The following is a 24,920-nucleotide window of genomic DNA, read 5'->3' as shown; positions in this document are numbered from 1 at the left end:
GACGGAGAAATGATGGATTTGTGAACAGTCAGCGCTGGGTCACCAGGTTTTCCGCGCCACGTTCACGCACCCAGAACAACGTTGCGCCCGCGACGGCCGCCGGCATCATCAGGATATTGACCACCGGAATCAGCAGCACCAGGTAAACGCTCCCGCCAAAACTCATGCTCTGCCAGCGCTTTTCGCGCAGCCAGGCAAGCATCTCGTTCCAGCCCAGCTTGTGGTTATCCGCCGGGTAGTCGATGTACTGGATCGCCATCATCCACACCCCGAACAGCAGCCACAGCGGCGCGGCGATGATGTTGACCACCGGGATGAACGACAGGATGAACAGCCCAAGCGCCCGGGGCAGGAAGTAGCCAAGCTTGCGCATTTCCCGGGCCAGGGTGCGCGGGATCATGGCGATCAGCTCACCCCAGCTGAAAGCGGGGAAGTCGTCGGTGCCGCGCACCACCACTTCAACTTTTTCCGCGAGGAAGCCATTGAAGGGGGCCGCGATGATATTGGCCAGCATGGTGAAGGTGAAAAACACCATTAACACCACCAGCACGACAAAAATCGGCCACAGGATGTAACTGAGAAAACTCAGCCACTCGGGTAGGGACGGCATCAGCGTATCAACCCACAGGCTGAACTGATGGCTGGCCAGGTAGATCAATCCGACGAACAGTATCAAGTTGATCATCAGCGGCAACAGCACGAACAAACGCAGGCCGGGGCTCAGGACCAGCTTGAGGCCTTCACGCAGGTATTGCGGGCCAGAGAGAACGGGGGCGGGCATAAGGGGCTCCGAGCTAGGGGAAACGCGCCGACCTTACCGGCTTTGCCCGGGTGGCGAAAGCGCCGTGGCAGCGTCGACATCAGCTTTAACAAATTAGTCTATACAGTCGCGGTACCGGATAGAGACCACCTATGAGCTGGATTGTTATTGCGTATTTCCTTAATCTTCGCCCCCTCGATAAGCTGCACCCATTCTTTTTACAGGACTGTCGAGCCCAAGCCTTCCCCAAGTGCTTTCAACGGTCCTTTTTAATTCCCGCCGGCAACCCGGCGTTCCGCGCCAGTTGTTTGGGCCGGTCAACAGGAGCAGGTCATGTCTGAAGTCCGTCATTCGCGAGTGATTATTCTTGGTTCCGGCCCTGCCGGTTACAGCGCAGCGGTCTATGCCGCACGTGCCAACCTCAAGCCACTGCTGATCACCGGCATGCAGGCTGGCGGTCAGCTGACCACCACCACCGAAGTCGACAACTGGCCGGGCGATGTCCACGGCCTGACCGGCCCGGCGTTGATGGAGCGGATGAAAGAACACGCCGAGCGCTTCGAGACCGAGATCGTCTTCGATCACATCAATGCCGTGGACTTTGCTTCCAAGCCTTACAGCCTGACCGGCGACAGCGGGACTTACACCTGCGACGCCCTGATCATCGCCACTGGCGCCAGCGCTCGTTACCTGGGCCTGCCATCGGAAGAAGCGTTCATGGGCAAGGGCGTTTCGGCCTGCGCTACCTGCGACGGTTTCTTCTACCGCAACAAGCCAGTGGCGGTAGTGGGCGGTGGCAACACCGCGGTGGAAGAAGCGCTGTACCTGGCCAACATCGCCAGCACAGTGACCCTGGTCCACCGTCGCGAAACCTTCCGCGCCGAGAAGATCCTGATCGACAAGCTGAACGCCCGCGTTGCCGAAGGCAAGATCGTGCTGAAGCTGAACTCGACGCTCGACGAAGTGCTGGGCGACAACATGGGCGTGACCGGTGCGCGCCTGAAGAACAACGACGGCAGCTTCGATGAACTGAAAGTCGACGGCGTGTTCATCGCTATCGGCCATACGCCGAACACTTCGCTGTTCGAAGGCCAGTTGACCATGAAAGATGGTTACCTGGTTGTGCAGGGCGGCCGTGAAGGCAACGCTACCGCGACCAACCTCGAAGGTATCTTCGCGGCTGGCGACGTGGCCGACCACGTCTACCGCCAGGCCATCACCTCCGCCGGTGCCGGCTGCATGGCTGCACTGGATGCCGAGCGCTACCTGGACGACCTGCAGAACGCCAAGTTCTGAGAGCGTTGAAATGAAAAAACCGGCTTCGGCCGGTTTTTTTGTCCGTGAATCCTGTCAACACTCAACTGTAGGAGCGAGCTTGCTCGCGAAAAACCTCCATGCGACCCGTTTATCCAGGAAGCCCACAGCATCGTTGACGTCCATCGCGAGCAGGCTCGCTCCCACAGGCAGATCCGTTACAAATTCAACCCTTGATTCGTTCCTGCACGAAATCCATCACCTTCAACGACTGATAAATCGCATTCGCCGCGACCCGCCCAAACGGCCCGCCGTTCCAGTCCAGCAAGTAGGGTTTGAACTGCTCATACCGCCGGCTTTCCCCGCACACCGCTTCAGCGATGACGCGGCCCCCAATCGAACCGGTATTCAACCCGTGCCCACCAAATGAAGTACAGGCCCAGACACCCGGTTCCAGCCACCCGAGGTTGGGCATCTTGTTGGTTGAATAGCCCATCAGCCCGGACCAGGCCAGTTCGATTTTCACGGGGGCCAGCTGTGGGTAGACCGAGACCATGTCTGCCTTGAGCATGGCGGCCAGGGCTTGCTCATTCTGTTCGTTACGGGTGGTGATGCGTCCGCCCCAGAGCAGGCGATCGCCTTCCACTACCCGATAATAATCCGAAGCTCGACGGTCATCGGAAAACGCCGCGCCGGAATCGAGCACCGATTTGATCGAATCGCCCAGGTGCTCGGTCAGCACCACGTAAGTGGCAATAGGCAGGTAGGCGCGACTGAGCTTCTGCAGCTCCGGGCCACCGTAGCCGCCCGCGCAGAACACCAGGTGCTGGCAGCGTACGCTGCCGCGAGCCGTGCGGATCAACTTGTCCGCACCTTCGTGATGCCAGGCCAGCATTTTCGAGTGTTCGTGAACCTTGCCGCCCGCCGCTTCAATCGCCAAGGCCAGGCCCAGGCAGTAATTGAGCGGGTGAAAATGCAGGGCGTTCGGGTCTTCTACGCCCTGGAAGTAGCGTTGGGTGTGAGCCCGTTCTCGAACCTGCGCGGTGTTTAGGTAATTGAGTTCGTAGCCGAAGTCGCGGCGCATCGTCTCGATGTGAGACTTGACGCCAGCGCCGTCGTCGTAGCGCTTGACCCGGATCGTGCCGGCGGACGGCTCGCAACCGCCCAGCGCCAATTCGGCGATATTGTTGCGCACGATCTGTACGCCTTCGACTGACATCTGGAACAGTGCCCTGGCCTGATCCAGGCCTAGCTTCTTGCGAATGGCCCCCGAGCCTTCAGCCCAGCCCGGCGAGACCACGCCGCCATTGCGTCCGGACGCGCCCCAGGCCACCTGATGGGCTTCCAGCACGATCACCCTTTTGCCGCGTCGGGTCAGTTCCAGGGCCGCGGTGAGGCCGGCGATGCCGGCACCAATGATGCACACGTCACAGTTTTCATCGGTATTGAGTTCAGGCCTGGCCGCGCGGGGCAGCGAGGTTTGGGAGTACCAGGTGTTGGGGAAGGACATGGGTCGATCCTTGAAAATAGTTGACTGCACATGCACGCACACATTCAACCCTGCAGGAGCGCGCTTGCTCGCGAGAAACCATGGACACCGCGTTCATTCAGGCTGCCCGCGTTATCGTTGACGCCCATCGCGAGCGAGCTCGCTCCTACAAGGGAAGCGGGTTACTTGACGGTCGAGTAATCGACGCCGTACCACTTGGTCGACAATTTCGTCAGCGTGCCGTCCTTGTGCATTTCGTCGATGATGGTGCCCAGCTTGGCCTTCAACTCCGGATCACCTTTGTCGGTAGCCACGGCCAGCGGTTCATAGAAAGCGACGACGTTGTCCACGGCGCGTAGCGGGTAGCCTTTTTTGACCGCCGCATCCAGGGTGCTGCGCTGGGTAAGGATGGCGTCCAGGCGAGCGCCATCGCCCAGGCGCAGGTCGTCCAGCGGCCCGACGGAACCGGCGTAGGTTTTCATTTTTTCGGTCTTGACGTCGTACACCACGGGCGGCACATCGCTGGTTTCGATGGCCAATGCCTGGTTGAGGAAGTCCTCGGAAGTGGTGCCCCCTTCAACGCCGATGGTCTTGCCGTTCAAGGCTTTGTGGTCCGTGACCGTGGACTTGTCATGCACGGCAAAGACATAAGGCACGTAGTAATAAGTGCCCGGGAAGTCGAGGATGCGCGCGCGGCTTTTGGTTGCCGTCATCGAGCCCACGGACATGTCCCAGCGTCCGTTCCACTTGCCGGCGGTGATCACGTCCCAATCGGGCGTGATGAACTTGACCTCGACGCCCAGGCGCTTGGCGATTTCTTTCGAAACATCGATATCGAAGCCATCGATTTCATTCTTGTCGTTGATGAAGCCTTGTGGCGGCCAGGTGGCCGACGTGGCAACGGTCATCGTCTTGCTGCTCTGGATCTTGTCCAGCACCGCGCCGGCATTGGCGGCGCCGACAAACAACAGCGACATTGCGGCGGCGAGGGTGAGTACGCGTTTACTTCTGACCATGTCCATCTCCATGTCTCGTTATTGTTATGGCGGGCGAAGCGGTGTTCAGTGACCGATAATCTGCGAGAGGAACTTCTGCGCACGTTCGGTCTGCGGGTTATTGAAAAATTCGGCCGGGGTGGCCTGTTCGATCACCTGCCCCTGATCCATGAACAGCACGCGGTCGGCGACCTTGCTGGCAAAGCCCATTTCATGGGTGACGCAGATCATGGTCATGCCGTCGGTAGCCAATTCGCCCATCACGTCCAGTACTTCATGGACCATTTCCGGGTCCAGGGCCGAGGTCGGTTCATCGAACAGCATCACTTTGGGATTCATGCACAGCGCCCGGGCAATCGCCACTCGCTGCTGCTGGCCGCCGGATAATTGCGACGGATATTTGTCGGCATGCTCGGCAATGCGCACCCGCTCCAGGTAAACCTGCGCACGCTTCTTCGCTTCGCCAGCCGACACGCCTTGCACCAGTTGCGGCGCCAGGGTCAGGTTGTCCATCACGCTGAGGTGCGGGAACAGGTTGAAGCTCTGGAACACCATGCCGATTTCACTGCGCACGGCGCTGACACTTTCTGCCTCGCTGGTGAGGACGATGCCGTTGACCTTGATCTGGCCTTTCTGGAAATTCTCCAGATGGTTGATGCAGCGAATCATCGTCGACTTGCCCGAGCCCGAGGGCCCGCACACCACCAGGATTTCACCGGTGGCGACGGTCAGGTCGACATCGCGTAGCGCATGAAAATTGCCGTACCACTTGTTCAGGCCGGTGATGGAAATCATCGGGGGATTGGCTGGCGCAGCAGGGGCCAGGTCGAGACGTTCTGCGGTACTGGTGAGAGTCATCAGCCATCAACCTCTTGCCGTGGATCGGTTGACCCGTTTTTCGATTCGCGCCTGCACCCGCTCGAGAATGAACGACAGCGCCCAGTAGATCATCGCGGCGGTGATCAGCATTTCCAGGTGGCGGAAGTCAGCCCGGCCCTGGGTCTTGGCCAGGTACATCAACTCCCACACGCCGATCACCGAAACCAGGGAGCTGTCCTTGAGCATGGCGATGAACTGGTTGCCGGTGGGCGGGATAATCACGCGCAGCGCCTGGGGCATGATCACCCGGCTCAAGGTCTTGAACGGGCTGATATTCAACGCCCGGGAGGCTTCCCACTGACCCACCGGAATGCTCTGGATGCCGGCGCGGAAAATCTCGGTCATGTACGCGCCGTAGCACAGCGACAAGGCGAGGATGCCCGCCGGGACTGCGTCGACCACATACCCCAGCTGCGGCAGGCCGAGGTAGATCAGGTAGATCTGGATCAGCAACGGCACGCCGCGAAAGAACGAGGTGTAGAACGAGGCGAGGGCGTTGGCCAGGCCGTTGTTCGACAGCTTGGCGACCGCGCCGATCAACGCCAGCACGAAGGCAATCACGATCGCCACCGCCGAGATGTACAGCGTGGTGGCAGCGCCCTGGACGATCAGGAAACCGACCTTGTCGAGGATGAAGCTGTAGGACAGGTCGAAGGTGTCGAAGAACGCGAGGAACAGGATAAGAAGTTCAATCCAGACCACTGTGGTCTGCACCTTGAACTTCAGGCGTCCGAGGATGTGGAAGTTCAGCGTCCCCAGCGCGGCGATGGCCAGGCCGATGGCGATGTTGCGGGTAGTCAGGCTGTCGGGGGCATTGCCCAGCAGTGGATGCAGAAAGTTACCGAGGGCGCTGTTGCCCAGGTTCATCAGGTAGGCGCCGAGGAACAGTACAACGGCTACGCCGAGCAGGAATTGAGGATCGTTGGACTTCTTCTTATAAATTATATTGTCGTGATACATGCATGCCTCGGCGTTTAGATGGTGATGATCTCGCTGATAAGATGAGGTTGGTCAGGATTTGAACTTTGGGAGCCGGCAAGCCGGCTCCCACCATTCGAAATCGGGTGTGTTCAATGAGTATTGCGACGCACATTCAGGGACTGCAAGCGACCATAATTCGCTACGTCAGTCCCTGAGCTCATTTTGCCATCAGGTCAGTAGTGCCAGGCAGGACTCGAGGATGTCGAGGCCTTCCTCCAGCACGGCGGCCTCGGTAGTCAATGGCGCCAGCAGCCTGATGATGTGGCGCGACTTGCCACTGGGCATCAGCAACAAGCCGGCATCACGCGCCAGGGCCAGCAATTGGGTGAGCTGCGCTGCAGCCGGACTGCCGTCAGGATGAGTCAGCTCGATGCCGCGCATGGCGCCGACACCGGTCAGGCGCCCGAGGAAGGGCGACAGCTGGCGGGTGTGCCAGGACTGATAGCGGCTGACGATGGCTTCTTCCTGCTGCGCCCCCCAGCTGTGCAGCCGGGCGTCGGTCATTTCGTCAAGGGTCGCCAGCGCAGCCGCGCAGGCAATTGGGTTGCCGGAATAGGTGCCACCCAGCCCGCCCTTGGGCAGCACGTCCAGCAGCGCTTTGCGCCCGACCACCGCTCCCAGTGGCACTCCGCCGGCGATGCTTTTGCCCAGCAGAATCAGGTCCGGCTCGATGCCAAGGCGCGAAAATCCGAAGCGCTGGCCGGTACGGCCAAAGCCCGACTGGATTTCGTCGGCGATCAGCACAATACCCTTGTCATCGCACAAACGCCGCAGCGCCTGGGCAAACGCCGGGTCCATCGCGAGAAAGCCCGCTTCGCCCTGCACCGGTTCGAAGATGAAACAGGCGACGTCCGCAATGTCGATTTCCACGCTGAACAGACGGTCCATGGCTTTGAGGGCTTCAGCGCAGGTCACGCCATTGTCGTGGCTCGGATAGGGCAAGTGGTAAACAGGCCCGGGCAGCACGCCAACTTTTTGCTTGTAGGGCGCAACTTTACCGTTGAGGTTGAGGGTGGCCAGGGTACGGCCGTGAAACGCGCCGTCGAAAGCAATCACGGCGCTACGCCCGGTGGCGCCGCGGACGATCTTCAAGGCGTTTTCTGCGGCTTCTGCGCCACTGTTGGTGAGCATTCCGCTGACGGGGTAGTCGACGGGGATGAAGGCGCTGAGGCGCTCCATCAAATCGATGTAGGGCTGGTGTGGGGCGGCGTTGAATGCGTAATGGGTCAGCCGTGTGGCCTGATCTCGAATGGCTTCGACGATGCGCGGGTGGCAATGACCGAGGTTGAGCACGCCGATACCACCGATGAAGTCGATGTAGCGCTTGCCCTCGGTGTCCCAGACCTCGGCATTTTTGCCATGGCTGAGGGTGACGGGATGAACCACGTTGATCGAACGGCTGATGCTTTCGCTGCTCATGGGTGACCGACTCTGAAGAAGGGATGCTTCTTTTTATCTAAGCCGTGAGCGGTGGTGGCGGGCAAACGAAATAAAGTCGCCGGGTCAATCTTAAAAGTCGGGATGTTTTTGAAGATCAAAAGATCGTCCGAACGCGGCCCGAGCCTCCGGCAGCTCCTACAGTCTGGAACGCGTTCCAAGGTAGGAGCTGCCGGAGGCTGCGATCTTTTGATTTTGATTTCAGGTCAGCGACGAGTCAGAGGCTGCGCACTGAACTTCACACCCGCCAGCCCGTGGGCAATCAACGCCCGAATATTGCCATGATCGCTGCCCTCGGGCGTCGCCAGCACCGAACGGTAATGTTCACCGAACGCCAGCAGAGCCTCTTCATCGCTCAGGCCTTCCAGCAGCGCCAGGCCCAGGGTCTTGCACGAGCCTTCGTTCTGGCCGGCAGCATTGTCCACGCCGCCGTTGCTGAAGGCCTGGGGTTGGTAGTCGTAGCCCGCTGCGATAAAGGCCAGGGTGTCGGCAAAAACGTGTTCGCCGCTCTGCAGGCTGGCGCGCAGGGTGTTCAAGTCACTCATTGGGTTTTCCTTTGGCGAACGCCGCCTGTTGCTCGGCGCTGGCTTCTTGCTGGTATTGGCCTTTCCACTCGGCGTACGGCATGCCGTACACGACTTCGCGGGCGTCATCGAGGCTGACGTCGATCTGGCGTTCATCGGCGGCGGCTTTGTACCACTTGGACAGGCAGTTACGGCAGAACCCGGAGAGGTTCATCAGGTCGATGTTTTGCACATCCTTGCGGCTATCGAGATGCGCCACCAGCCGGCGGAAAGCGGCGGCTTCGAGTTCGAGGCGTTGTTGATCGGTCATAGGAATCTCTGAGGCAGCTCCAGGCGGCACGCTTCAAGCTGTAAAAAGTGGATGGCGTTGGCTCGCAGTTTACCGCTTCAAGCCTGCAACTTGCAGCTAGCGGCTGGCTGCAAGCGTTATCGATACTGACTCGGCGAAGCGCAGTGCGTGGGGCTTGTCCACTTCGACCTCGGCGTACAGCACCGATTCGTTGAGCATCACCAGATCGAGGATTTCCTGGGTCAGGCGTTCGAGCAGGGCAAAGCGATTACCCTCCACGTGAGCGATGATCGCCTTGGTGATGGTGCGGTAGTTCAGCGCGTGATCGATGTCGTTGTCGCGCACCGCCTCCTGGGCCGCGTACAGGATCGTCAGGTTGATCAGCACGTCCTGCTTGTTGAGGATCTCATCCTCGTTGATTCCGATGAAGGTGCGCAAACACAGGTCCTTGACCCGTATGCGTGCCATTCCTGGCTGAAGTTGTGGCATTGCTACTTGCTCCGTCCAATCAATTGCAGGAACTCCTGGCGGGTATTGCTCGACTCGCGAAAGGCGCCGAGCATCACCGAAGTGTTCATGGTCGAATTCTGTTTCTCGACGCCGCGCATCATCATGCACATGTGCCGTGCTTCGATAACGACTGCGACGCCGGCGGCATCGGTCACAGATTGCACCGCATCGGCGATTTGCCGGGTGAGGTTTTCCTGGATCTGCAGGCGGCGGGCGAACATGTCCACCAGCCGCGCGATCTTCGACAGGCCCAGCACCTTGCCAGTCGGAATATAAGCCACATGGGCCTTGCCGATGAAGGGCAGCAGGTGATGTTCGCACAACGAGTACAGCTCGATGTCGGCAACGATGATCATCTCGTCGGTATCCGAGGAAAACAGCGCGCCGTTGACGATGTCCTCGACACTCTGTTCATAGCCATGGCAGAGGTACTGCATGGCCTTGGCCGCTCGCGTCGGAGTATCGATCAGGCCTTCACGGTCGGGGTTTTCACCAATGCCGATGAGGATCTCGCGATAGCTCTGGGACAGGGCGTTGCGGGGTAGCGTTAGAGTCATGGAACATCCTCGCGGGGCCGTCTACTTGACGTGCCGTCCGCCGTTGACGGTCAGGGTCGTGCCGGTGACATAAGGGTTGTCGAGCAGGTAGCGCAGGCTTTGATAGATCACTTCGCTACCGGGTTCAATCCCCAGCGCGGACTTGGCCAGGGCCTTGGCGCGGTACGCTGCGTCGTCTTCAGGGTTGAACAGTAGCAGGGCCGGCGCAATGCCGTTGACCTTGATGGTCGGCGCGTACCTCGCGGCGAAGGACAGCGTCAGGCTATCGAGCCCGGCCTTGCTCGCACAATAGCCGATGTGGCGGCTGCTGCCCTTGCGCGTCACGTCGTCACTGATGTGCACGATGTCTGCCGGGCTCGAGCGTTCAAGCAGGTCGGCACAATGCAGGTTGATCAGGTAGGGCGCCAGCATGTGTACATTGAACATGCGGGTGAAGGCGAGCGCGTCGGTGTCGGGGGTTTCAGCCAGCCATTCGGAGGCATTATGCACGATGGCCCGCAGGCTGTCGGTGTGGGTTTTCAGCTCGGCGATGAAGGCGAGAATCCCGGCTTCGCTGGAGAAGTCGGCGAACACCGCCGTGGCGCCCAGATCGCGCAGGGCCTGCACACCGGGGCGTTCGGTGCGATAGCTGAAGATGACCGGCTGACCTTCCTCGAGCAATCGCTGCGCACAGTGCAGGCCGACTCGCTGGCCGGCGCCGGTGATGAGGATTGGGGCTGCGCAAGAGGTCATGTCGGGCTCGCTTTGCGGTAAGAGCCAAACTATACCAGCGCCGGGGTGGATCTACCTCCGTCCTGTGAGGCTCCGGGATTGAGGCCTGAGTACTGAGACCTGAGCACTGTGGGAGCAAAGCTTGCTCGCGATGGTCTGCACGTCGCGGCAGCCACGCTGTTGCCCCGCGTCATCGTTGGCGACCATCGCGAGCGAGCGCGCGCCTACAGGGGAGTGGTGGTGGCTTCAATGATTCTGCGCAGAAGCCTTCACCGCCACCCGCCGAGCAGAATCACCACTCAGCCATCCCGCCAGTACCTTCGTCGACAGCGGAATGAAGAAATAAACCATCAACGGCGTCAGGCACAGCGTACTGACCAGCACCCGCGGCAAAAGGCTCAGCTCGCCCAGCAACGGCTCCAGCACAAAGTTGAACAACAACGACACCGGAAAGAACGCCAGCCAGATAGCCACCGCCTGTTTCCAGCGCGGCGGACGTACACCTGCGGCGCCGAACCAGCCTTCAATACCGCTGACCCGATGCTCCTTGGGGTGGGCAAACAGGTCGCTGCCACGCGCCAGCCAGGCTGTACGCGAGGCGGAATGCTCCCAGGCGTGCATGGTTTGCTCGTCGGCGAAGCGGAAGATGATCTGGAATTCGTTATCGCCGGGCGGCGGAGCAAGCACGCCGGAGCCAAGATAACCTTTGAAGTCGGTGGCCAGCTGTTCGCCTTCGCGCAGCCAGTCCATCAGGTCCTGATAGCGCCCATCGGCGACTCGACGCGCAACCATCAGCGTGACGGGGGAAGTAGACATTGTGTATCTCCGTAAGACAAATGCGTCTCTCCGGGTAGGAGATTCGCCAGGCGCAGCACCGGGGTAATGGGCTGCGCGTTGAATCAAGCAAGGATTATTCCTGATTCTGGATAATTCACCAGCGCCTTTGGTCATTCATGAATTTCTTGAATGGTCAGGGGGCAGTAGAGCTAAGATGACTGCCTATTCTTGCAAGGACGTGGGGCCGCGAAATGCCTGTATTGACTGACATCGCCGCTTCTACGCTGCAAGCGCGTTCGCTGGAGCGCGAAGACCTGTTTCCCATTCGGGAGGTCTGTCGCCTGACCGGAATCAATCCGGTGACCCTCCGTGCCTGGGAGCGCCGTTATGGGCTGCTTCAGCCCACGCGCACCGAAAGCGGGCATCGCCTGTATTCCATGGCCGATATCGAAAAAGTTCGCAGCATCCTCGGCTGGATCGAGCGCGGTGTAGCGGTCAGCAAGGTCGGCAAGATACTGGCCAAGGCCGAACCTCTCCAGGCCCTGGCGAACATCATCCCTGACGAACTGGTGCTCGCCGACTATGCCCAGTGGCAGCAGCAAGTGCAGGCGGCGGTCAGTGGTTTTGATGAAGTGCTGCTGGAACAGATCTACGGCCAGATCTTTTCGAGTTATCCACTGGCGGTGGTCTTTCAGGACATCCTCATGCCGCTGTGGCAACAGTTGCTGCTGCGCCATGAAGGGTTCGGGCAAACCAGCGAATGGCTATTTCTCGACGGTTTCCTGCGCTCCCGGGTGTTGCAGCGCATGCAACTGATGCGCGTCATGCAACCGCGCCGGGTGATTGTCTGCGCCTTGGGCGACCAGGCCCGTGAGCTTGAGGTACTGGTGACGGCGCTGTACCTCAGCCATGTCGACTCGGCCATTCAGTTCCTGTCGATCGGTCAGCCTTTTGACGAACTCACCCTGGTCTGCGAACGGGTCAAGCCGCAGGCACTGGTGCTGGTGTCTAATCACGCGCCAGCCCCCGACTTTCCTCGACGTCTGAATCGACTGGCCCTGAGCCTGGATTGTCAGTTGTTCCTGGCCGGTGATGCGTCTGACCTGGCGCAAGAATGCCTGGCCGAGTCGTCGATCGGTTGCCTGGGCAGTGAAGGTGTGGTGATGCGCCAGCGCCTGAAACAATTTCTGGCGGGCAATCTCGATACTTAAATCAGAGGTGCAGGGCGGGGTGGGTCAGGCGATGTTGCTGAAGGATGAACTGACGCAGCCGCTCGGTTTCGTCCTTGTCGCTCTGACTTAGCTGATAAGCAAAAAAGCCGCTTTCGGTTTCTTTCTCGAATGTTCCGCGCAACGCGATCCGTTCATAGCCGGACGGGCTGAACCACAAGGCGAAGTGTTTCGGCGGTTTGGTCTTGTTGCGCACTTCCAGCAGAACACCTTTGAACGACACCTCATGTACCCACAGGGTACCTGGCTGGCCGTTGGCGTTTTCCAGTGCTACCGGCTCCTCAAGCACCAGGCGCCAGGGCCTCACCATCGGCCCGTCTTCGTAGATGCTGGGCACGCCGAGGCGCAGATGCAGCGCATGGAATTCGTCTTCGACCAGGTGCAATGGAAAAGTCATCTGCTGATTTTCGAAATTGGCCTGGATGGTGACTTGCTCGTGCGCAGCCAGGCGCGTGAGCAGATCACGGATTTGCGAACCACCATTTACCAACAGGCTCGACGTCGCATCCCGCATGTTCAGTTGCGGGTTGTGTTGCATGGTCTGGATGAAATCCAGCTCATCCTGCGTCAGGAGCGCGTCGCGTTGCATGATCTACTCGAAAGAAATAGTTACAAAGTCATCGGTGATTGTAGTTAATGACAATTAATTCGCCTTTTTGTTTTAACCGTTCGTCGCTTTCAGCGCGGCAAGCTCGGCCTGGACTTCAGCCAGTTGGGTCTCAAGTTGGGCAATGCGCTGCCGCGCCTTGACCTGAGCGCTGACGTCCTTCTGCACGCCAACGATGTACGTTATACCGTCGCTTTCGCTTTTTACCGTGGAAAGCGACAGCTCGTTCCAGAAGGGCGTCCCGTCCTTGCGGTAATTGCGCAGCGTTTCCCGGCATGAGCCACCTGTGCTCAAGGTCTCGCGAATGACCGCCAGTGCGTCCTGGTCGCGGTCGCCGGACTGCAGGAAGCGGCAATCCTGGTACAGGACTTCCTCGCTGGAATAGCCTGTCAAGCGTTCAAATGCCGGGTTCACGTAAATCAGGATGGTGTCTTGATCGCCTTCTTTCTCGGCAATCACGATACCGTCGTTGGAGGCGTTGATGACCAGTTGCAGCAGCTGGGCGTTGATCATTGAGAATCCTTTCCTGTCTGATTGACCTTCGCATTCTAAAAGAAACCATTGTGGGCCTGCTGGTAATATCCTCCTTAATTACTCAGCATTAGGATCAGATTGATGAAAGTCGCCATTTTTTCCGGCTCGGTTTACGGTTCTGCCGAAGAAGTCGCTCGTCACGCGGCAGGCATTTTGAAGGAGGCCGGTTTCGACACCTGGCATAACCCTCGGGCAACGCTTGCTGATGTGCAGGCTTTCGCCCCCGAAGCCTTGCTCGCAGTAACCTCGACCACTGGCATGGGCGAGCTGCCAGACAACCTGCAGCCGCTTTATTTCGCCATTCGCGACCAGCTGCCGGCGGCCTGGCGCGGTCTGCCGGGTGCGGTCATCGGCCTGGGCGATGCGAGCTACGGCGATACTTTTTGCGGCGGTGGTGAGCTGATGCGTGAACTGTTCGGCGAGCTGGGCGTTCGTGAAGTACTGCCGATGCTGCGCCTGGACGCCAGCGAGAGCGTGACCCCGGAAACCGATGCCGAGCCCTGGTTGGCAGAACTGGTGGTGGCGTTACGTAACTGACTCGCTCGGCCATCAAGCTGGCTGCCAATGCAACTACGCGAATCCCGGAGGCTGACTAGACTGCTGTCACGTGCAGAACAATAAGAACAGGAGTTCCTTGTCGTGAGCGTAGCCCCCGTCTCGTCACCGCCTAACGTCAAAGATCAGGTCAGCGCCGCCGAATGGCAGGCTCGCGTTGATCTGGCCGCCTGTTATCGGCTGGTCGCCCAGCATGGCTGGGATGACCTGATCTTCACGCACATTTCTGCCAAAGTGCCTGGCACTGAAGATTTTCTGATCAACCCTTTCGGGCTGATGTTTCACGAGATCACTGCGTCGAGCCTGGTCAAGGTGGATCAGGCCGGCAACAAGTTGATGGACAGCCCCTACGAGATCAATCCGGCGGGGTACACCATCCACAGCGCCGTGCATGAAGTGCGTCACGACGTGGTGTGCGTGCTGCACACCCATACGGCGGCCGGTGTCGCGGTGTCGGCGCAGAAGCAGGGCGTTTTGCCGATCAGCCAGCAGTCGCTGTTCGTCTTGTCCAGCCTGGGCTATCACGCTTACGAAGGTGTCGCGCTCAACCATGAGGAGAAAGCGCGACTGCAAGCCGACCTTGGTCAGAACAATTTCCTGATGCTGCACAACCATGGCCTGCTGACCTGTGGCAGCAGCATCGCCGATACCTTCCTGATGATGTTCATCTTCCAGCGCGCCTGCGATATCCAGGTGCTGGCGCAAAACGGTCGGGCCGAGTTGATCGCCATCGAGCCGCAGATTCTGGCTGGGGCCAAGGCGATGATTGCGGGTGTGACCAAAAGTGCTCAAGGGATGGGTGGTGCACTGGCCTGGCCAGCGTTGCTGCGCAAACTCGATCAACTCGACCCGGGTTATAAACTCTGATGGCACTCGCCGAGATTCCGCTGTGCGTCTGGCGCAAACGTGGCCAGACCTTCATTTTCCGTGGCCAGCACATCCGTTACTGGACGGCGGGGCAGGGTGAGCCGTTGCTGCTCATCCATGGTTTTCCCACCGCCAGTTGGGACTGGCATTGCCTGTGGCCGCCACTGGCCCAGCGTTACCGGGTTATTGCCTGCGACATGCTCGGCTTCGGTGATTCTGCCAAGCCCACCCAGCATGACTACAGCCTGCTGGAGCAAGCCGACTTGCAGCAAGCGCTGCTCGCGCACTTGCAAGTCGCAGACCCGGTGCATGTGCTTGCCCACGATTACGGTGACAGCGTTGCCCAGGAACTGTTGGCGCGGCACCACGAGACGCGCATCGAGCTGGCCAGCTGCGTATTTCTCAATGGCGGCCTGTTTCCTGAAACCCATCGTGCCTTGCTGGTACAGAAACTGCTGCTCAGCCCGTTGGGCTGGATGATCGGGCGGGCCTTTAACCGGGACGCGCTGGTGAAGAGTTTCCGGCATGTCTTCGGCCCTCACAGTGGCCCGAGCGAGAGCGAGATGGACGACTTCTGGAGTCTGGTGGAAAGCAACCGTGGCCCGCGCATCATGCACAAACTCATTGGCTACATTCCCGAGCGCCGCGCGCAGCGTGATCGCTGGGTCGCCGCCATGCAACGCAACGAAGTGCCCATGCGAGTGATCGATGGCGAGGCCGATCCCATTTCCGGCGGGCACATGGTCGAACGCTATCGCCAGCTGATACCCAACCCCGACACGGTCGTGCTGCCCGGTATTGGTCACTATCCACAAATCGAAGCGCCTGCGCAGGTGCTCAAGCACTACCTGGAGTTCCGCGACAATTGCGTGTTACTGCCGCGCAAGGTCGCCTGTTCGTAAATCTGCGGTAAATATCGCTGTCGGCGTTTCTGCAGGAACTGCCGAAGGCTGCGAGCTTTAACGCATCATCCCCCTGCCTTATCGAGCACTATTCAGCCCCAGCCGTTTTCATTGTGACCCGCAGCCCCGTGCCTGACACTCGGGCTCATGTCCCTTTGGCCTGGAGTTGTCCCCCATGAGTGAGTCTGTGCGCTTCGAAGATAAAGTCGTGATCATTACCGGTGCCGGCGGCGGCCTCGGTCGCGCCCACGCGTTGCTGTTCGCCAGTCAGGGCGCGAAGGTTCTGGTTAACGACCTGGGAGGTTCGGCCCAGGGGGAGGGCGCCAACGCTTCGGCGGCTGATCGAGTGGTCGCGCAAATTCGCGAAGCGGGCGGCATCGCCGAAGCCAACCACGACTCCGTCACTGACGGCGACAAAATCGTCCAGCACGCCATGGACGCCTTCGGCCGGGTCGATGTAGTCGTCAATAACGCCGGGATTTTGCGCGACAAAACCTTCCACAAAATGGAAGACGCCGATTGGGACCTGGTCTACCGCGTCCACGTCGAGGGCGCCTACAAGGTGACCCGCGCGGCCTGGCCGCACATGCGCGAGCAAAACTACGGCCGGGTGATCTTCACGGCGTCGACTTCCGGCATTTACGGCAACTTCGGCCAGTCCAACTACGGCATGGCCAAACTCGGCCTCTACGGCCTGACCCGCACCCTGGCCATTGAAGGTCGCAAGAACAATATTCTGGTCAACGCCATCGCCCCCACCGGCGGCACCCGCATGACCGAAGGCCTGATCCCGCCGCAAGTGTTCGAACAACTCAAGCCGGAGCTGGTCAGCCCGCTGGTGGTGTACCTCGCCAGTGAAAACTGCCAGGAGACTTCAGGGCTGTTCGAGGTAGGGGGTGGCTGGATGGGCAAAGTTCGCTGGGAACGCAGCCTGGGCGTCGGGTTTGATCCGCGGGTGGGGTTCTCGCCGGAAGATGTGGCGGCGAATTGGCAGCAGATTTGCGATTTCGAGGGGGCGGCACATCCCAAGGATAATATCGAGGCGCTGAAGGAGATGATGGGGAATTTGCAGAAGTACTCGTTGTAAACGCAGGTTGTTTCTCTGTGGCCACACCTGTGGGAGCAAAGCTTTGCTCCCACAAAAACGCCATAAAAAAGGCCGCTGCAAACGCAGCGGCCAAAGTAAGACGTTCGATCAAGGAGCTACAAATCAACGTCTGTGTACACAGTGCAATGAACCGAAAAATCTTCAATTCATCTGAATCCGGTCAACGATGCAGTGGACAACAACACACCGCCATCGATCCGCGCCTCCAGCCTGTTCCCCCGAAAGCCCACCCAGAATAAAGCCTTGTTCCCAAAGGAAAAATAGCGATTATCGACATGCACTGTTGCAGCATCGGCAACAGTGTCTGCGCGGCGCATCCACGCCCCTGATACCGCCCCATACACCCCGCATACCCCGCGCGGAGCCTGGGCGCTCAGGCTACCCATCCTTTTTGGCGGATGACGCCCAGGCGTTCGTGCTGCTGCGCGATGCGCAGCGCTTGATGCAGCAACGGCAGATCGCCGACATCGTTTAACTTGGAGTACGGTTCCAGGTCAGCAGTCAGTCTGGTTGCCTCATCCTGAGGTCACGGGGCAGGGGCGGGCTCAAAGCCCATGCGCCAGCTGACGGCGCGGGTAGCGGCCAGCAATCGCTGCGCTGCGGGGCCGTCTTCATCGGCGTGGAACAACGACGCCGGGCCGACAATGGTCATCACCGCCACCACCTGGCCCACGGCGTTGAACACCGGCGCCGACAATGCATCGACGCCGGGCATCAATAACCCGTGCACGTGATGCAGGCCGCGGTCGCGGATGCGTTCACACAGCGTTACGTAGGCCTGATCGTCCGCCAGCGGGTGGGGCTTGCCTGCCTGTAGCTCCATCTCGCGCAGATCCACGGTTTCGCGCTTGGGCAAGTAGGCACCAAACACCAGGCCGGTGGACGAACTGAGCAGTGGCAGCACCGATCCCAGTTGAGTCACCACCGTGACGGCACGAACCGCGGGCTCAATGTGCACAACCGTCGCACCTTGGTTGCCCCACACCGCCAGGAAACAGGTTTCGTTCAGTTCGTCGCGCAAGTCGGCCAGGGGCAGGGCGCCGACTTTCAGCACGTCCATACTGTTCAGGGCTGCCAGGCCCACGCGAAGGGCTTCACGGCCCAGGCCGTAATGGTTGGTCGCGGAGTTCTGTTCGGCAAAACCACTGGCGATCAACGCCTGCAGGTAGCGATGCACTTTGCTCGCCGGCATCTGCACGTGTTCGGCCAGGCGTGACAGCGAAGTCGAAGGCGACAACTCGGCGAGCGCCTTGAGGATGTCGGTGCCGACCTCGGCCGAGCGGACTTTCTGCTTGTCGTTGCTACGCGGCGTTTCCATGAAGGCGATCTGATCCTGTTACGAATGGGCGTCTTTATAGCTTGACGGTAGAAACCAATCAAATTACGTTATGCGTAATCGAATTACGATAAAAATAACCCGGGCGTGCCGAGATTTCTGCGAAGCAGGACTGGCCACGGCCTGCTCCCTGTTCAGGAGGCTCCATGAACCTCGATTCAACCGCGTCCGCAGCCGGGCCTGCCTACCAGTCCGGTTTCGGTAACCAATTCAGCAGCGAAGCCCTGCCTGGCGCCTTGCCGATCGGGCAGAACTCTCCGCAGAAAGCCCCGTACGGGCTGTACACCGAACTGCTGTCTGGCACGGCCTTCACCATGGCCCGCGCCGAGTCGCGGCGCACGTGGATGTATCGCATCCAGCCCTCGGCCAATCATCCCGCGTTCGTCAAGCTTGAACGCCAACTGGCGGGCGGCCCGCTGGGCGAGGTGACGCCCAATCGCCTGCGCTGGAACCCGCTGGACATGCCGGATGAGCCGACCGATTTCATCGACGGGCTGGTCAGCATGGTGGCCAACTCAGCGGCGGAAAAACCGTCCGGCATCAGCATCTACAGCTACCGTGCCAACCGTTCCATGGAGCGCGTGTTCTTCAATGCTGATGGTGAGTTGCTGCTGGTCCCCGAGAGGGGTCGCCTGCGCATCGCCACCGAGCTGGGGGTGCTGGAGCTGGAGCCACTGGAAATCGCCGTGCTGCCCCGGGGCATGAAGTTTCGCGTCGAACTGCTGGACCCACAGGCCCGTGGCTACATTGCCGAAAACCATGGGGCGCCGCTGCGCCTTCCGGACCTCGGGCCTATTGGCAGCAACGGCCTGGCCAACCCTCGGGACTTCCTGGCGCCGGTCGCGCATTACGAAAACCTCCAGCAGCCGACTACCCTGGTGCAGAAATTCCTCGGCCAGCTGTGGGGCTGCGAGCTCGATCATTCGCCGCTTAACGTGGTCGCCTGGCACGGCAACAACGTGCCGTACAAATATGATCTGCGCCGGTTCAACACCATCGGCACCGTCAGTTTCGATCATCCGGACCCCTCCATCTTTACCGTCCTGACATCGCCCACCAGCACCCACGGCCTGGCCAATCTCGACTTCGTGATCTTTCCGCCACGCTGGATGGTGGCCGAGAACACCTTCCGCCCGCCCTGGTTCCACCGCAACCTGATGAATGAATTCATGGGGCTGATCAAGGGCGAGTACGACGCCAAGGCCGAAGGTTTCGTGCCGGGCGGTGCGTCCCTGCACAGCTGCATGAGCGCCCATGGGCCCGACGGCGAAACCTGCACCAGGGCAATCAACGCTGAACTGGCGCCGGCGAAAATCGATAACACCATGGCCTTCATGTTCGAAACCTGCCAGGTCCTGCGCCCGAGCCGGTTCGCCCTGGAGTGCCCGCAATTACAGAAAAACTACGACACTTGCTGGGCCACGCTGCCCGCCACTTTCGACCCGACCCGGAGATAACCCATGACTCAGACTTCCACTACTCGCAGCTGGGTTGCTTCGGCCAACGACCATGTCGATTTTCCGCTGCAGAACTTGCCACTGGGCGTGTTCAGCATTGACGGCGGGGCACCGCGCAGTGGCGTGGCCATCGGCGATCACATCTTCGATCTGGAAGCGGCGCTGGATGCCGGTCTGTTCGAAGGCGCTGCCAAAGCGGCGGCCGAAGCCACCTGCGGCGGGCAACTGAATGCTTTTTTCCAGGCCGGTACGCCAGCGCGCAAGGCGTTGCGTGAGCGGCTGCTGCAGTTGCTGGCAGAAGGCAGCACCCTGCACGGCAAAATCGAAGCCCAGGGCGCGAGGCTGCTGCCGCTGGCGGCAAACTGCGTGATGCACCTGCCGGCGAAAATCAGCGATTACACCGACTTCTACGTGGGCATCGAGCATGCGCAAAACGTCGGCAAACTGTTCCGCCCGGACAACCCGCTGCTGCCGAACTACAAGTACGTGCCAATCGGCTACCACGGTCGAGCCTCGACCATTCGCCCCTCCGGTACCGACGTTCGGCGCCCGAAAGGCCAGACCCTGCCGGCCGGGCAGGCCGAGCCGGTGTTCGGTCCGTGCGCACGGCTGGACTACGAGCTGGAGCTGGGCATCTGGATCGGCCAGGGCAACGAGATGGGCGACTCGATCGCCATCGCTGACGCCGCAGATCACATCGCCGGTTTCTGCCTGCTCAACGATTGGTCGGCGCGGGACATCCAGGCGTGGGAGTACCAGCCACTGGGGCCATTCCTGTCGAAAAGTTTCATCACCAGCATCTCGCCCTGGGTGGTGACGGCTGAAGCACTGGAGCCGTTCCGCCGTGCCCAGCCCGCACGTCCCAAAGGCGATCCGCAACCGCTGCCGTATCTGTACGACCCGCGTGACCAGGCCGCCGGGGCTTTCGACATTGAATTGGAAGTCCTGCTGCTCACCGAAGCGATGCGCGAGCAGAATCTGCCGGCCCATCGCCTGACCCTGAGCAACACCCGGCACATGTACTGGACTGTGGCGCAGATGGTGGCGCATCACAGCGTCAACGGCTGCCAGTTGCAGGCGGGCGACCTGTTCGGTTCGGGCACATTGTCCGGCCCGAAGAACGGTCAGTTCGGCAGCCTGCTGGAAATCACCGAAGGCGGGAAAAAGCCGATTGAACTGGCGAGTGGTGAGGTGCGTAAATTCCTCGAGGACGGTGACGAGATCATCCTGCGCGCCCGTTGCAGCCGCGACGGGTTTGCCTCCATCGGTTTTGGCGAGTGCCGCGGCAAAGTGCTGCCGGCGCGTTAAGAGGATCGGCCGATGGAACTCTTTACCTATTACCGTTCGACATCGTCCTACCGGGTGCGGATTGCCCTGGCACTCAAGGGCCTGGACTATCAGGCGCTGCCGGTCAATCTGATCGCGCCGGCGGGGGGCGAGCACCGCCAGGCGCCGTATCTGGGCATCAACCCGCAAGGCCGCGTGCCGGCCTTGCGCACTGATGAAGGCGATCTGTTGATCCAGTCACCGGCGATCATTGAGTACCTTGAGGAACGGTATCCACAGGTGCCGCTGTTGGCCACCGATCTGGCCGCTCGCGCTCATGAGCGCGGGGTCGCGGCGCTGATCGGCTGCGATGTTCACCCGCTGCATAATGTCAGCGTGCTCAACAGGCTTCGGCAGTTGGGTCACGATGAACAGCAGGTAGTCGAGTGGATCGGGCACTGGATCAGCCAGGGGCTTGGGACCGTTGAACAGTTGATTGGTGACGAGGGGTACTGTTTCGGATCGCAACCTGGGGTGGCGGATGTTTATCTGATACCGCAGCTGTATGCGGCTGAGCGCTTCAACATCTCCCCGCAGGCCTGGCCACGTATTCGCCGGGTGGCGGCGCTGGCAGCGGCTCACCCGGCATTCATCAAGGCACACCCGGCCAATCAGCCGGATACTCCCTGACTGCACACGCCAATATAAGCATCCTGCAACCTGTGGGAGCACAGCTTGCTCGCGATGGCGGGGTGTCATTCAACATCAATGTCTACTGACACGACGCCATCGCGAGCAAGCTTTACTCCCACAGGATTGGGTGTCAGTGGACAATGGTGTTCGGCGGCAAGTGCCCCAGCCGTTCGGTCAGGCGAATCCGCTGGATCGGATCTTCGCTGAGCATCAATGCATGCTCCAGGTCGAAGCGTTCGGCGTTGGGACAGTCCAGTCTTTGATACAGGCTCGCCCGGGCCAGGTAGTCGGCGGCGCTGGCGTTGCCCAGTTCCAGTACCCGCTCGGCGTCGATCAGGGCACCGATATAATCATCGTGAGCCAGATGCAGTTGGCGCAGGTTGCGGGACAGGCGTTGCAGCATCTGCAACGGTTCGGCGGTGACCAGATGCTCGGCGCTCAGCTTCATGTTCGGACCGTACTGGCGATGCAGCAACTCCCGGCAATCATTCGGGTACAGACGCCGCCCGCCGCAAGGATCAAGCAGGTGGTCGGCGCCCGGAACCCGCAATAGAAAATGCCCCGGGAAATTGACCCCGACCATCGGTATTTCCAGGCGCCGGGCCAGCTCAAGCGCGATCAAGCCCAGCGCCAGGGGTTGTCCGCGTCGGCGTGTCAGCACCTTGTCCAGCAATGCCGCCTGCGGACGCAGCGGCGTGAAGTCGTCCTGGGCAAACCCCAGGTCATTCATGCGGCGCAGCAACGGTTGCGCCAACTCGCTCACAGGCAACATTGGCAAACCATGGCTAACCCGTTGCTGCAGATCCCTGAACTCAGCCATTAGGGATTCGACGTTCAGCTTCTGGTCATGCTCGACACAGATCCACAGCGCCGCTTCGAACAGCGCGGGCGGTGATCGTTGCAGGCACTCGAAGAAGCATTGGCGGGGCGTCATCAAAATCTCCCGGGACATGCCTCGTTTTAGCCCCGTCTCCCTCATTCGTCCAGTGCCCCGCAAGGTTATGTCCGAATGCCTGAGCCGCAGCGCTGCTTATTCCGGCGCGCTTCAGCAAAATTCAGGCGCGAGCCTATACTGGCGACTACAAGAAGTGATTTTCGGGAGCCTTACGATGTTCGCTCTCATGCAAAGCAATCGCCTTGAATCGCTGCATCTGAGCGTCGACCCGGTCACCGGGTTGAAGGCGGTCATTGCCATTCATGACAGCCGTCTGGGCCCGGCCCTTGGCGGATGTCGATACCTTGCCTATCCTGACGACGAATCCGCCGTCGAGGACGCTGTGCGCCTGGCCCGGGGCATGAGCTACAAAGCGGCGCTTGCCGGCCTGGCCCAAGGTGGCGGAGTCGCCGTGATCATCCGGCCGATGCACGTGGAAAGCCGCGCCGCGCTGTTTGAAGCGTTCGGTCGTTGCGTCGACCAGCTCGACGGGCGCTACATCACCGCTATCGACAGCGGCACTTCGGTAGCTGACATGGATTGCATCGCCCAACAGACCCAGCATGTCACCAGCACCACCTCGGCCGGTGATCCCGCGCCACATGCTGCAATGGGGGTGTTTGCCGGTATTCGCAGCACGGCAATGGCACGCCTGGGCAGCGATAACCTTGAAGGCCTGCGCGTGGCAATCCAGGGGTTGGGCAATGTGGGTTACGCGTTGGCGGAACAGCTGCATGCGGCCGGCGCTGAACTGCTGGTGAGCGACATTGACCACGGCAAGGTCCAGCTTGCGATGGAGCAACTGGGCGCTCATCCAATCGCCAACGATGCATTGCTCAGTACGCCCTGCGATATCCTCGCGCCATGCGGCCTGGGCGGCGTCCTTAACAGCAACAGCGTGTCGCAATTGCGCTGCTCGGCGGTGGCGGGCTCGGCGAACAATCAGCTGACCCATGTCGAAGTCGCCGACTTGCTTGAGCGGCGGGGGATTTTGTACGCCCCCGATTATGTGATCAATGCCGGCGGTTTGATCTACGTCTCGCTCAAGCACCGTGGTGAAGAGCTGACCACCATCACCGCGCACCTGTCGAAAATCAGCTCCCGTCTTACCGAGGTGTTCGCCCATGCCCAGGCGGAAAAGCGTTCCCCTGCGCGGGTGGCGGATGAGCTGGCGGAGCGGGTGTTGTATCGCTGATGCCCAGGCATGAAAAAGGCCCTGAGTCGCTGGACTCAGGGCCTGTTCAATTCGGGCGCTGTTTACTTTGGTGCTTTTGCCGCCTTTGCAGGTTTGGCGGGGGCATCGGGTTCAACCGCTTCAGGTTCTTGCGCTACTTCAACGGGGGCAACCACTTCGGCAGGCGCGCTCAACAGTTCGGACAGGGCGTCCGGTTGGCTCTTGAAGGCCTTGGCGAACACGTCGCGGTTCTTCGCCATGTAGATCCCGGCTTCTTCCACTTGCTGTTCGGTCAGGGACGGAACGGCTTTTTGCAACACTTCAGCCAGCAATTCGGCGAGTTCGAGCATTTTGTCATGACGGTCAGCTTCGGCTTTATCCATGAACAAGCGCTCCAGATCTCGGCTGCTGCGGTATACCACTTCGACGGCCATTCACCACCTCACATGCCTTCACATTAAGTTGTCGTATTCGACCACTGTGTTTATATACAGCTAAAAGGATAAGCGAATCCTGCCGATTTGGGTAGTGACATTTCACTGTAGCTGCGTTTTGGCTGGGGGTGGGCTATTGGGAGGTCTCTGAGATACCAGTCCTCATCAGTGTTGAATGCCAAATCGCCATCGCGAGCAAGCTTTGCTCCCACGTGATCATCTCCCCCAGGGTTACCTTTGCCTGAGATCCCTCTACAAGTCTTCATTTCAATTTGGAACGGTGCACGACCAGACAAGCGCAGCGCGCCGGGTTGATACCTTGGTCGGCCCGAAGGCCGCCACGGCGAGCTGTGGATTGCAGGCGCCCCGTTAACCACGCTGGCCGAACGCAGGCATTGCGCAGCGGGGAAACCGGCAAGGATGCCGGTTTAGCCGCGCTGGGCCAGGGATGGCCCATCGCGGCGCCCCGCGGAGCAATGCCGGAGTGAGGGCACACCGAGCCTAGGCGAGGTGCCGAGTGGTGGGGCAAAAGCGTTTGGTTACTTTGCGCTTTTCAAAGTAACCCGCCGTAAGGGCGGAACCATAAGCCGCCGTTACCCAGAAACGGATATACACACATTGCCCGGGCGGCGTTCCGACGCCCAAAGTGCCTCAAATCCCC

At 60.3% G+C, this 24,920-nt stretch carries 26 protein-coding genes and 1 pseudogene; 10 read left to right on the top strand and 17 right to left on the bottom strand.

From position 1 onward, the window contains the following. Positions 1-28: 28 nt before the first annotated feature. On the bottom strand, positions 29-781 hold the full coding sequence (gene cysZ / locus AAEZ05_RS08315; RefSeq protein WP_045061430.1) for a sulfate transporter CysZ: 753 nt from the start codon (positions 779-781) through the stop codon (positions 29-31). Positions 782-1,093: 312 nt separating this feature from the next. Here cysZ and trxB point away from each other — a divergent pair, with 312 nt between their 5' ends. Further along, a complete protein-coding gene (gene trxB, locus AAEZ05_RS08310; RefSeq protein WP_122837533.1) occupies positions 1,094-2,056 on the top strand; it encodes a thioredoxin-disulfide reductase in 963 nt (320 codons plus the stop codon). A gap of 184 nt (positions 2,057-2,240) precedes the next feature. Here trxB and AAEZ05_RS08305 read toward each other — a convergent pair whose 3' ends face one another. From AAEZ05_RS08305 to AAEZ05_RS08255, 11 genes are all read right to left on the bottom strand, one after another. Continuing rightward, complete coding sequence (locus AAEZ05_RS08305) at positions 2,241-3,524, bottom strand: NAD(P)/FAD-dependent oxidoreductase (RefSeq protein WP_045061428.1); 1,284 nt, start codon at positions 3,522-3,524, stop codon at positions 2,241-2,243. 161 nt (positions 3,525-3,685) lie between these two features. Beyond that, a complete protein-coding gene (locus tag AAEZ05_RS08300) occupies positions 3,686-4,519 on the bottom strand; it encodes a transporter substrate-binding domain-containing protein (protein WP_082069232.1) in 834 nt (277 codons plus the stop codon). 45 nt (positions 4,520-4,564) lie between these two features. After that, on the bottom strand, positions 4,565-5,356 hold the full coding sequence (locus AAEZ05_RS08295) for an amino acid ABC transporter ATP-binding protein (RefSeq protein ID WP_045061426.1): 792 nt from the start codon (positions 5,354-5,356) through the stop codon (positions 4,565-4,567). Between the two features lie 6 nt (positions 5,357-5,362). Beyond that, positions 5,363-6,337: an amino acid ABC transporter permease gene (locus AAEZ05_RS08290; RefSeq protein WP_045061425.1), complete on the bottom strand. Its 975-nt coding sequence runs from the start codon at positions 6,335-6,337 to the stop codon at positions 5,363-5,365. Positions 6,338-6,526: 189 nt separating this feature from the next. Next, positions 6,527-7,777, bottom strand: a complete 1,251-nt coding sequence (locus AAEZ05_RS08285; protein ID WP_045061424.1) for a 2-aminoadipate transaminase — start codon at positions 7,775-7,777, stop codon at positions 6,527-6,529. 224 nt (positions 7,778-8,001) lie between these two features. After that, on the bottom strand, positions 8,002-8,340 hold the full coding sequence (locus AAEZ05_RS08280; RefSeq protein ID WP_045061423.1) for a HopJ type III effector protein: 339 nt from the start codon (positions 8,338-8,340) through the stop codon (positions 8,002-8,004). Then, positions 8,333-8,629: a DUF1244 domain-containing protein gene (locus AAEZ05_RS08275; RefSeq protein ID WP_045061422.1), complete on the bottom strand. Its 297-nt coding sequence runs from the start codon at positions 8,627-8,629 to the stop codon at positions 8,333-8,335. The genes AAEZ05_RS08280 and AAEZ05_RS08275 overlap by 8 nt, the downstream gene beginning before the upstream one ends. Positions 8,630-8,725: 96 nt before the next feature. Beyond that, positions 8,726-9,097, bottom strand: a complete 372-nt coding sequence (gene folX, locus AAEZ05_RS08270) for a dihydroneopterin triphosphate 2'-epimerase (RefSeq protein ID WP_045061421.1) — start codon at positions 9,095-9,097, stop codon at positions 8,726-8,728. A 2-nt stretch (positions 9,098-9,099) separates the two neighbouring features. Further along, positions 9,100-9,675, bottom strand: a complete 576-nt coding sequence (gene folE, locus AAEZ05_RS08265) for a GTP cyclohydrolase I FolE (protein WP_045061420.1) — start codon at positions 9,673-9,675, stop codon at positions 9,100-9,102. Positions 9,676-9,696: 21 nt separating this feature from the next. After that, the gene (gene folM, locus AAEZ05_RS08260) at positions 9,697-10,407 is read right to left on the bottom strand and encodes a dihydromonapterin reductase (protein WP_045061419.1); all 711 of its coding nucleotides are present in this window, start codon (positions 10,405-10,407) and stop codon (positions 9,697-9,699) included. A gap of 225 nt (positions 10,408-10,632) precedes the next feature. Continuing rightward, positions 10,633-11,202, bottom strand: a complete 570-nt coding sequence (locus tag AAEZ05_RS08255) for an antibiotic biosynthesis monooxygenase (RefSeq protein ID WP_045061418.1) — start codon at positions 11,200-11,202, stop codon at positions 10,633-10,635. A 212-nt stretch (positions 11,203-11,414) separates the two neighbouring features. Between AAEZ05_RS08255 and AAEZ05_RS08250 the strand changes: the two genes are divergently transcribed. Beyond that, positions 11,415-12,374: a MerR family transcriptional regulator gene (locus AAEZ05_RS08250; protein WP_152644312.1), complete on the top strand. Its 960-nt coding sequence runs from the start codon at positions 11,415-11,417 to the stop codon at positions 12,372-12,374. Between the two features lies 1 nt (position 12,375). Here the strand turns inward: AAEZ05_RS08250 and AAEZ05_RS08245 are convergent, their stop codons facing one another. Both AAEZ05_RS08245 and AAEZ05_RS08240 read right to left on the bottom strand, forming a co-directional pair. After that, positions 12,376-12,981, bottom strand: coding sequence for a hypothetical protein (locus tag AAEZ05_RS08245; protein ID WP_122837544.1), 606 nt, complete (start codon positions 12,979-12,981; stop codon positions 12,376-12,378). A gap of 72 nt (positions 12,982-13,053) precedes the next feature. Continuing rightward, entirely contained in the window at positions 13,054-13,512 is a 459-nt protein-coding gene (locus AAEZ05_RS08240) for a PAS domain-containing protein (RefSeq protein WP_045061415.1), read from the bottom strand. A 102-nt stretch (positions 13,513-13,614) separates the two neighbouring features. Between AAEZ05_RS08240 and AAEZ05_RS08235 the strand changes: the two genes are divergently transcribed. The 4 genes from AAEZ05_RS08235 to AAEZ05_RS08220 all read left to right on the top strand — a co-directional run bounded on the left by AAEZ05_RS08235 (position 13,615) and on the right by AAEZ05_RS08220 (position 16,944). Beyond that, on the top strand, positions 13,615-14,070 hold the full coding sequence (locus AAEZ05_RS08235; protein WP_045061414.1) for a flavodoxin: 456 nt from the start codon (positions 13,615-13,617) through the stop codon (positions 14,068-14,070). Between the two features lie 102 nt (positions 14,071-14,172). Then, complete coding sequence (locus AAEZ05_RS08230) at positions 14,173-14,955, top strand: class II aldolase/adducin family protein (RefSeq protein WP_350646904.1); 783 nt, start codon at positions 14,173-14,175, stop codon at positions 14,953-14,955. Further along, complete coding sequence (locus tag AAEZ05_RS08225) at positions 14,955-15,857, top strand: alpha/beta fold hydrolase (RefSeq protein WP_205892967.1); 903 nt, start codon at positions 14,955-14,957, stop codon at positions 15,855-15,857. Before AAEZ05_RS08230 ends, AAEZ05_RS08225 begins: the two co-directional genes overlap by 1 nt. Before the next feature lie 175 nt (positions 15,858-16,032). Continuing rightward, positions 16,033-16,944: an SDR family oxidoreductase gene (locus AAEZ05_RS08220; protein WP_045061411.1), complete on the top strand. Its 912-nt coding sequence runs from the start codon at positions 16,033-16,035 to the stop codon at positions 16,942-16,944. Positions 16,945-17,491: 547 nt separating this feature from the next. Here AAEZ05_RS08220 and AAEZ05_RS08215 read toward each other — a convergent pair. Then, positions 17,492-18,283, bottom strand: a complete 792-nt coding sequence (locus AAEZ05_RS08215) for an IclR family transcriptional regulator (RefSeq protein WP_045061410.1) — start codon at positions 18,281-18,283, stop codon at positions 17,492-17,494. Between the two features lie 164 nt (positions 18,284-18,447). On the opposite strand from AAEZ05_RS08215, the gene hmgA reads away from it, so the two are divergent. Genes hmgA through maiA form a run of 3 tightly spaced genes read left to right on the top strand, consistent with a single transcriptional unit; the run spans position 18,448 to position 21,714 of the window. Further along, positions 18,448-19,758, top strand: coding sequence for a homogentisate 1,2-dioxygenase (gene hmgA, locus AAEZ05_RS08210; RefSeq protein WP_350599010.1), 1,311 nt, complete (start codon positions 18,448-18,450; stop codon positions 19,756-19,758). A 3-nt stretch (positions 19,759-19,761) separates the two neighbouring features. Further along, entirely contained in the window at positions 19,762-21,066 is a 1,305-nt protein-coding gene (fahA, locus tag AAEZ05_RS08205; RefSeq protein ID WP_350646903.1) for a fumarylacetoacetase, read from the top strand. Positions 21,067-21,078: 12 nt separating this feature from the next. Next, positions 21,079-21,714, top strand: coding sequence for a maleylacetoacetate isomerase (maiA, locus tag AAEZ05_RS08200; protein WP_350646902.1), 636 nt, complete (start codon positions 21,079-21,081; stop codon positions 21,712-21,714). A gap of 133 nt (positions 21,715-21,847) precedes the next feature. Here maiA and AAEZ05_RS08195 read toward each other — a convergent pair whose 3' ends face one another. Next, entirely contained in the window at positions 21,848-22,651 is an 804-nt protein-coding gene (locus AAEZ05_RS08195) for a SirB1 family protein (protein WP_205892973.1), read from the bottom strand. Between the two features lie 175 nt (positions 22,652-22,826). Between AAEZ05_RS08195 and AAEZ05_RS08190 the strand changes: the two genes are divergently transcribed. Next, positions 22,827-23,846, top strand: a complete 1,020-nt coding sequence (locus AAEZ05_RS08190) for a Glu/Leu/Phe/Val dehydrogenase family protein (RefSeq protein WP_045061405.1) — start codon at positions 22,827-22,829, stop codon at positions 23,844-23,846. A gap of 158 nt (positions 23,847-24,004) precedes the next feature. On the opposite strand, the pseudogene AAEZ05_RS08185 reads toward AAEZ05_RS08190, so the two are convergent. Beyond that, a pseudogene (locus tag AAEZ05_RS08185) lies at positions 24,005-24,259 on the bottom strand (YebG family protein); the annotation flags it as partial. Positions 24,260-24,920 lie beyond the last annotated feature (661 nt).

Origin of the sequence: Pseudomonas sp. HY13-MNA-CIBAN-0226 (assembly GCF_040310305.1) — a bacterium.
GTDB classification, from domain to species: Bacteria; Pseudomonadota; Gammaproteobacteria; order Pseudomonadales; family Pseudomonadaceae; genus Aquipseudomonas; species Aquipseudomonas gregormendelii.
This window is presented reverse-complemented; position numbering and strand designations above follow the sequence as displayed.